Annotated in this window: 5 protein-coding genes; all 5 read left to right on the forward strand. The window is 36.9% G+C overall.

The features are described from left to right. Nucleotides 1-51: 51 nt before the first annotated feature. The 5 genes from FJR05_RS21640 (at nucleotide 52) to FJR05_RS21660 (ending at nucleotide 5,922) form a co-directional block, all read left to right on the forward strand. Nucleotides 52-1,026: an ABC transporter ATP-binding protein gene (locus FJR05_RS21640; RefSeq protein WP_168646010.1), complete on the forward strand. Its 975-nt coding sequence runs from the start codon at nucleotides 52-54 to the stop codon at nucleotides 1,024-1,026. A gap of 92 nt (nucleotides 1,027-1,118) precedes the next feature. Beyond that, a complete protein-coding gene (locus FJR05_RS21645) occupies nucleotides 1,119-2,942 on the forward strand; it encodes an ABC transporter permease (RefSeq protein ID WP_168646011.1) in 1,824 nt (607 codons plus the stop codon). A gap of 328 nt (nucleotides 2,943-3,270) precedes the next feature. Further along, complete coding sequence (locus tag FJR05_RS28070) at nucleotides 3,271-3,444, forward strand: hypothetical protein (protein ID WP_371416927.1); 174 nt, start codon at nucleotides 3,271-3,273, stop codon at nucleotides 3,442-3,444. A 102-nt stretch (nucleotides 3,445-3,546) separates the two neighbouring features. Beyond that, entirely contained in the window at nucleotides 3,547-5,100 is a 1,554-nt protein-coding gene (locus FJR05_RS21655) for a cytochrome P450 (RefSeq protein ID WP_168646012.1), read from the forward strand. Nucleotides 5,101-5,448: 348 nt separating this feature from the next. Continuing rightward, nucleotides 5,449-5,922 carry a TspO/MBR family protein gene (locus tag FJR05_RS21660; RefSeq protein ID WP_168646013.1) on the forward strand — a complete coding sequence of 158 codons (474 nt, stop codon included), beginning with the start codon at nucleotides 5,449-5,451 and terminating at the stop codon, nucleotides 5,920-5,922. The last annotated feature ends 78 nt before the right edge of the window (nucleotides 5,923-6,000 follow it).

A 6,000-nucleotide genomic window follows, 5' to 3' on the forward strand; every position in this document is an offset into this window, starting at 1 on the left:
ATGTATAAACAGGTTAAGTTAACTATTGCACACAAGCCACACTCAGCCGCGATGGTAAAAGAAATAGCAATTCGCACCACTGGACTCACTAAGCAATTTGAAAGACATATTGCTGTCAATGATGTTGACTTAGAAATCCATACGGGTGAAGTTTACGGATTAATTGGTCCTAATGGTGCAGGTAAAACTACCCTAATTCGGATGTTAGCCACTGCTGAAGAACCAACTACGGGTGAGATTTATATTAATGGCGATCGCGTAGCGGGTTCTTCGGACCATCGCTTAGAGTCAAATCAAAGTAACCTAAAACTTAAACGTCGTCTTGGTTATTTACCCGATGACTACCCGTTGTATGAAGATTTGACAGTTTGGGACTATTTAGATTATTTTGCCCGATTGTATCGCTTACAAGGAAAGCGTCGTACTCAACGTCTTCACGAAGTTTTAGAACTGATTCAACTGGGTAATAAACGCCATAGCATGATTTCTACCCTCTCACGGGGGATGAAACAGCGTTTAAGTTTAGCCCGCACCATTATTCATGAACCAATTTTACTACTTTTAGATGAACCTGTTTCGGGACTTGATCCCATTGCGCGGATGCAGTTCCGGGAAATTATTAAGGCTTTGCAAGAAGCCGGTATGACAATTTTAATTTCTTCTCATGTACTTAGCGACTTAGCGGAGTTGTGTACATCTGTGGGAATTATGGAATTAGGTTTTTTAGTAGAAAGTTCTTCACTCAAGCATCTGTATCAACGTCTTTCCCGACAGCAGATTTTTATCACCACTTTGGGCAATATAGATATATTAGTGAGTGAATTAAAAAATCATCCCTTAGTGGAAGAATGGGAGTTAATACTTAGTCAAAATAGCGTGCGAGTGAATTTTTCCGGTAAACCAGAAGACTCCGCTGATTTATTGCGATCGCTTATTAGTGCAGGAATTCCCTTAACAGAATTTCATTGTACCCAAGAAGACCTAGAAACTATTTTCCTCAAATTAGGTCATAAACAAGCATCATAGATAATTTTGGATTTTAGATTTTGGATTTATCTTCTGCACAAACTTAAAAATTGTTCCCAAATAAAACTTCTCAACTTTTAGAGGTATTGACAATGTTACTAAATTTCATAGACAGAGTTGGAGAATTAAATCCTCAGTTATTTCGAGAACTAAAAGGCAGATTCAAACCTTTTAATCTGATCATATCTATGGGTTCTTCTTTACTACTACAATTCATAGTTTTCATATTTCAATTCCGAGAATTTCCCGATGAAAACTACTATCTCCGAGCGACCTACTGCACTTTGCGAGAAGTATACCAAAATCAAGAACAAGAACTCTATAAGCAACAAAACCTACTTAACCAAAAAATAACTAATTATCAGCAAATTCAACTATCAGATAATACCATAATTCCCAACTTAGAAGCCCAACTTCAGCAAGTTAAAACCGAACTAGCTGACCTTCAAAATTATTTATCTAAAAACATTTGTCCTTTAGATAAAATAGACTGGCAATTATGGTGGCGAGATCATTGGGAATACACATTTTTAACATTTAGTGTAATTTTCATTTTTACCCTCTTAGTTGGCGGAACTTATTTATTAATTAGTGATTTAGCCAAAGAAGAACAACGCGGAACATTGAATTTTATTCGCCTAAGTCCTCAATCAGAAACAAGCATTTTAACCGGAAAAATTCTCGGAGTCCCCAGTTTAATTTATCTTTTCGTCCTCACAGCAATTCCTTTGCATTTATGGGCTGGACATTCTGCTAAAATCGCCTTGAGTTACATTTTCAGTTATTATGCTGTACTTACCGCAAGTTGTCTATTCTTCTACAGTACAGCCCTAATTTTTGGTTTAGTGAGTCGTTGGTTCGGTAACTTTCAACCTTGGTTAGGTAGCGGTGCTGTACTTATGTTTTTGTTTATGACAATGACAATGGTATCATCTTCTAGAGATTTCAATAATTCCTTAACTTGGGTTAGATTTTTTAGTCCCTGGGATATCACCAATTATCTATTTCCTAATCTGTTTCGTTCCTATAAATATCCATCAATCAGCCCAATCAGACAATTACAATTTTTCTATTTACCAATAGGACAAAATTTTCTTACCTTAGTCGGCTTTCATTTAGTGAATTACGGAATTTGTTCCTACGGTATTTGGCAAGCAATGAAACGCTGCTTTCGGAATACAGATAGCACAATATTGAGTAAAAAACAAAGTTATCTATTTATAGCCTTTACTCAGGTAATGTTTTTGGGATTGACAATAGGTGCAGTTGAGAACAAATCAGATATGGGGATTATAGCCCTCATGGCCTTACTCAATTTTGCCTTAGTTCTAATTTTAACTATTGTGCTTTCACCTCAGCGGCAAACCATCCAAGATTGGGCAAGATATAGACACCAAAATCATCGAGATAAATCTGTATTACAAGATTTAGTATTTGGTGAAAAAAGCCCAGCCATTGTTGCCATAGTCGTTAATCTATTAATTGCTACCACACCCATAATAATCTGGATTCTGTTCTCACCTCCTAATTTTTATGATGGTAGTGTTGATAAGAATAAAGTCATATTAGCTATGGTTTTAGCTTTCACATTGATGTTGATGTATGCCACAATTGCTCAATTGATGCTACTCATGAAAAATCCCAAGCGTTATGTATGGACAGTGCTAACTATTGGTGTAGCGATGTTTTTACCGTCAATTGTTCTAGCCGTTTTGGGTATTAGTCCTTCACAACATCCCATTTTGTGGTTATTCTCCACCTGTCCTTGGGCAGCTATAGAATATACTCGGACGACAACAATTTTTCTGGCACTTTTAGCTGAGATAACTGTTGTAGCTTTGTTAAATTTCCAATTAAATCGCCAAGTCAAAGTTTTAGGAGAATCTGCAACCAAAGCACTATTAACAGGACGATAATCGTTAGCGACTCGTAGAGTTTTACCGATAGGAATAATATTTAATTTTTGTATTCCTATCGGTGGAAATTAGCCGTAAAGAAATGTTTAAGAACTAATAATTAGAACACTTATTTAGGTATAATTTTAATCTATTAGAATCACCGTTTGAGTTGATGAGTTTTAATTTAGAAGCGGGAACTATTGTAATTTCTTTTATTTATCTTAACTCATCATAGAGAAGATTTATATTCTGATTCTAAACAGTTTAAACCAGAACGTTTTTAGAACTGCAATTTACTCCTTATGAGTTTTTACCTTTTGGTGGTGGAAATCGGCGCTGTATTGGGATGGCTTTCGCTTCATTTGAAATGAAATTGGTATTAGGAAATTTGTTGTCTAATTGGAATATGGAATTGGCTAATATTCAACCAGTACAACCTTCACAGAAAGGTGCTTTATTGAGTTCCGGTGATGGTGTAAAAATGCTTATAAAGGCGAAAAGAGAGAAAAATTTAAAATAAGAAGGTTAATCCCTCAAGTGTAGAACTGAATACCTGTAAAAAATTGTATCCAATACGGTAAAATCTGGATAAATTGAGTTTTTGTTAAACACAGGGGGATTTATGGTCCAAGAAATTGCTACTGAGATTGGTTTTTCTTCCTCATCTTTAAATTTAGTCACGGTCTTAGGCGTTACTAGCACACTAGGAATACTTGCGTGGCGGTTGTGGAAACAAAAAAACGCTTATAAGTCGCTACGGTCACTTCCTTCTCCTCCCCAGCATTGGCTGTTAGGAAATATTCCTCAAGTATTAGCAGCAGTAAAAGAAAAGAAATTCTTTCAATTATTATTTGATTGGAGTCAGCAACTAGGACCAATGTATGTTTACTGGACTGGTCAACCAGTTTTGATTTTGAGTCAACCAAAAGTTATAGAAGAAACCATTGTCAATGGCATGAGAGACGGCAGCTTAGTTAGATCCCAGAGGGCAAGTAAAGCTTGGAACGATATGAGCGGACCGATTCTTTTAGGTCAGCAGGGAACTGAGTGGCAGTGGCGACGTAAGGCTTGGAATCCCGAATTCAGTTCTAGCAGTTTGTCTAAATATGTGGAAATTATTAGCGAAGCTTGCGAACAAGTAATTGAGAAAATTAGGGAAACTGAACCATCAACAGAAATTCAGGTAGATCCTTTGTTTGTGGAACTAACGATGAGGGTGATTTCTTGTTTAGTTCTGGGCATTCCTGTCGATACAAAAGCCCCTACTCCTGAAGGACCACCCCTTAATGTTGCCAAGGTGTATGAGGCAATATCTGTTTTAGGCTATCGGTTCTTACGGGTAGCTACTGGTGAGAAGAGTTGGATGAAATATCTACCAACTAAAAATTCACGAGATTATTGGGCAGCAAGGCAATATTTAGAGGAATTTATTACTCCTCGTGTAGACTTAGCTTTGCAGATGAGAGAACAAAACAAAACCGATTTAGGAAAGGTAAGTTATTTGTTTCAGGAATCAATGTTAGTGAAAATAGCTGCTAAAGAACCAAACTACAATCGAGAATCACTAATAGGAGAATCTGTTGAACTTTTACTGGCTGGTACTGATACAACAGCCCATACTTTATCCTTTGCAGTAGCAGAGTTGTCTTTAAATCCCAGGGTTTTTCAGCAAGCACAGGCTGTTGTTGACCAAGTTTGGCAAACTCAAGGGACTATTAATACAGAAAGCTTTAAAGAATTGAGTTATATCCGCGCTATTATCAAGGAAACCTTGCGCCTTTATTCCGTCGCTTCTGGCTCAATTTCATTGGAGGCTCAACGAGAAATTGTGATTGAAGGTCAGGTAGTTCCTCCTGGTACAAAAATATTCTGGTCAATGCTTGCGGCTGGAAGAGATCCAGAGGTTTATTCTCGTCCAGAAGAATTTCTACCAGAGCGTTGGTTGGACAAAAGTAAGGAAATTACTCAACTACCAATGATAGACTTTGGTTCAGGTTCTCATCGGTGCTTAGGAGAGCATCTGTCAATGCTGGAGGCAACGGTTATGCTGGCATTACTACTACGTTACTTTGACTGGGAATTGGCTAAAGGTCGTTCATCTTTAGAACAGTTACAGCAGAACCTTTTGATTTATCCATCTGATAGAATGCCAGTGCGCTTTCGGTTGAGAAGGTAGGGAATACAAACCAGTAATACCGCTGCCAATATGCGGTAAATTCAAAAATCAAAAAGATTAAGTTATAGTCTTTTTAGCGATTGAGAATGATTTGTTTATTTACGCTCCCCTGTACTATGCTTTAGAAAAATAAACAAGCAGAAATTGGAAATTAAACGCAAGCAATTGTGTACAACAGTGAATAACAAATATTTAGGATCGTGGGTTTAATAAGATGTCAAATTTTGTTTGAGGTTTTTGTCCTACAGTAAAACAATAAGCGAGAATTACAGCTTATTTAATCCACGATCTCTAAAGAAGAGTTTAGAATGTATATTATAAAATTGAGAATGTAGCATTTATTTAAATATGATTAAATCTTGGATGATAATTGGCACTATAGCATTCTTAGTAGGCTTCGCTGGTAACTGGATTACACCCAACCAGAGTCAATGGTTTCGGCATTTACAAAGACCTAAATGGTTAACCTTTGAATCAGCAATTCCCCTGATTTGGACTATAATTTTTATCTGTGGTGCTTGGTCAGCTTACATTATTTGGGAACACAGCCCAAATACCGATATAACTCGCTTAATGATGGGTTTGTACCTACTTCTAGAAATATTTACCATAGCTTATAGCCCCATAATGATCCGTCTTCGCAGTCTCATCGCTGGTACAATCATCGGTGGTACAGGATTACTAATTTGTATATTAATCACCCTTGCAGTCTTATCTGTATCGTTCTGGGCAGCATTACTATTATTGCCTTATTTAATTTGGAGTCCCATAGGTACATACACCACATGGCAAATGAGTCGTCTTAATCCGCAAGATGCTTAAATTCGGAAAGTTGAAAGTCAAACATCATCAAGACTTTCAACCCACATTCCGCAGATACTAAAGCAAATTTAGGAATTA

It is taken from the genome of Dolichospermum sp. UHCC 0259, assembly GCF_009711935.1.
Lineage (GTDB): Bacteria > Cyanobacteriota > Cyanobacteriia > Cyanobacteriales > Nostocaceae > Dolichospermum.

Coding starts and splice junctions, on each gene's coding strand:
- FJR05_RS21640 (WP_168646010.1), top strand. CDS start 52: ATGGTAAAAGAAATAGCAATTCGCACCACTGGACTCACTAAGCAATTT.
- FJR05_RS21655 (WP_168646012.1), top strand. CDS start 3,547: ATGGTCCAAGAAATTGCTACTGAGATTGGTTTTTCTTCCTCATCTTTA.
- FJR05_RS21660 (WP_168646013.1), top strand. CDS start 5,449: ATGATTAAATCTTGGATGATAATTGGCACTATAGCATTCTTAGTAGGC.
- FJR05_RS21645 (WP_168646011.1), top strand. CDS start 1,119: ATGTTACTAAATTTCATAGACAGAGTTGGAGAATTAAATCCTCAGTTA.
- FJR05_RS28070 (WP_371416927.1), top strand. CDS start 3,271: ATGGCTTTCGCTTCATTTGAAATGAAATTGGTATTAGGAAATTTGTTG.